The sequence below is a fragment of the Okeania sp. SIO2F4 genome (assembly GCF_010672385.1).
Lineage (GTDB): Bacteria > Cyanobacteriota > Cyanobacteriia > Cyanobacteriales > Microcoleaceae > Trichodesmium.
This window is the reverse complement of record NZ_JAAHGT010001185.1, coordinates 1-2,478: the sequence shown is the minus strand read 5'-3', so window position 1 is coordinate 2,478 and position 2,478 is coordinate 1. Positions and strand designations below refer to the sequence as shown.

The 2,478-nt window shown below is 35.1% G+C and carries 1 protein-coding gene; it reads right to left on the bottom strand.

What is annotated here, in order from left to right; translation table 11 throughout:
* Window positions 1–454: 454 nt before the first annotated feature.
* Window positions 455–1,627, bottom strand: coding sequence for a carbon-phosphorus lyase complex subunit (locus F6K22_RS38650; protein WP_293110218.1), 1,173 nt, complete (start codon window positions 1,625–1,627; stop codon window positions 455–457).
* Window positions 1,628–2,478: the final 851 nt, after the last annotated feature.

Below are 2,478 nucleotides of genomic sequence, written 5' to 3'. Positions count from 1 at the left end.
ATTGGCTTTTCACGAACAGATAATTCCGCACATAGAGATTTTTTCTCCAGGGAAAACTCAGGAGATGTTTGCCTAATTTTTCTGGCAATACTATAGATGAATAAAAGTAGCAGTATATTCAATCTTTCCTTTCTATTTTTTCTGAGAATTTGGTAAAAGTTATCTCCAATATGGCAAAAAGTGATTGGCTATCCAGGAACATATAATTCCACACATAGAGATTTTTTCTCCAGGGAAAACTCAGGAGATGTTTGCCTGATTTTTCTGCCAATACTTATAGATGACTAAAAGTAGAAGACTCTCCAACCCTTCCTTTCTATTTTTCCCGATCGCTTGGCATAAGTTTTGGCAAAAATTATCTCTAATATAGCAAAAAGTGATTATATACTCTCTCGAATATTTGGATTTTTTTCAGCCCTTAGCTTCCTCAAAAACTTGTCGATAAATATTAAATTTATTTGGATAATTTACCAATGTTGCCTAAAGATTTTTCCTGAGATTTTTTCGGTATCAATTCCTGAGATATATACTCTCCATTAACCTCAATATTTTGCTGATTTTTTTGCTCACTTTGTAGCTTTCTAATTAAATTTATTTCTGCCTGAAAATCAATATAGTGAGGTAACTTTAAATGTTGTACAAACCCTTGTGCTTGAACATTATCTGAGTGATACAAAACAAACTCTGGGTCTTGAGCAGGTCCTTGTATTTCTTCCCCTAATTCTTTAGCTTGCATAGCGCGGTCTACTAATGCCATCGACATTGCTTTTCGTTCGTTATAGCCAAAAGTTAAACCATAACCACGGGTAAATTGTGGCGGTACTTCTTTACTACCTTTAAACAGATTTACATTTTCTGCTTCAGTAATAGTAATATCGGCGATCGCTACTTCAAAACCTAATTCTTCTGGAAAAATAACTACTTCAACTTCTCCCATTTTAATTTCTCCAGCAAAGGGATGGGTACGACCATAACCTCTCTGAGTTGAATATCCTAAACTCAGCAAAAAACCTTCATCTGCACGGGCTAAATTTTGTAATCTTGCATCTCTTTCTGCGGGTAATTTGAGTGGTTGCCGAGTTAAGTCAAATGGTTGCTTATCATCCTCTATTTTTTCTTGACAAACTAACTCTTCTTTTTCCAAAGTGGTCATGACTCTGGGGAAATTTTCTTCTATGTTTAAATTTTTGCTTTTGGATGGCGTAGGTGTATTACCTTCCGCAGCTAATTTAAAGTCTAGGAGGCGATGAATATAATCAAAAGTAGGTCCTAAATATTGACCTCCGGGAATGTCTTTAAAGATAGCAGAAATTCTCCGTCGAATCTTCATTTTAGTTGTATCTAAAGGTTGACTATAATAAAGTCTTGGTAAAGTAGTTCGATATGCTCTTAATAGAAATATTGCCTCTACTAAATCCCCCCAAGATTGTTTAATTGCTAAGGCAGCTAAGTCGGGGTCATACAAACTTCCTTCACACATTACTCGGTTAACTGCAAGGGTAAGTTGTTGTTTAATTTGCTCTAAATTTAATTCAGAAATATTCGGGTCGCCCCGCCTTAATTCTTGCAGTAGTGTTTCGGCATTTTTAATTGCTTCTTCTCCGCCTTTTACTGCTACATAAGCCATATTTTTTTACCTCTGATTTTTCTTTTAATGTAGGCATTTAGCTATTAGCTAGTTAGCTCTCAGCTATGATAGAAATTGATTAGCTACTAATATTAACAATTTATAGGACTTACGCAAAGAAACCCAGTTTCTATATACATTATGAAAAAACCTGGTTTCTCGGTTCGCCCGTGTAAGTCCTGAATTTGTCAATTAGCTCAATTAACTATAGTTAATAGTGAGATAGTTTTAACTAAAATTGTGCGTTAAGACAGATTTTTAAATAGTAATTATAGCTTAAATTGTAATAGTGGAATTTTCTGACTATTGCGTATAGAGCAATAATAATTTCATTTCCTGAAGCTCCTGCCAGATGTGGATGAGTAGTGAAATTTTCCGACTATTGCGTATAGAGCAATAATAATTTCATTTTCTCAAGCACCTGCCAGATGTGGATGAGTAGTGAAATTTTCCGACTATTGCGTATAGAGCAATAATAATTTCATTTTCTGAAGCGCCTGCCAGATGTAGATGAGTAGTGAAATTTTCCGACTATTGCGTATAGAGCAATAATAATTTCATTTTCTCAAGCACCTGCCAGATGTGGATGAGTAGTGAAATTTTCCGACTATTGCGTATAGAGCAATAATAATTTCATTTTCTGAAGCGCCTGCCAGATGTAGATGAGTAGTGAAATTTTCCGACTATTGCGTATAGAGCAATAATAATTTCATTTTCTCAAGCACCTGCCAGATGTGGATGAGTAGTGAAATTTTCCGACTATTGCGTATAGAGCAATAATAATTTCATTTTCTCAAGCACCTGCCAGATGTGGATGAGTAGTGAAATTTTCCGACTATTGCGTATAGAGC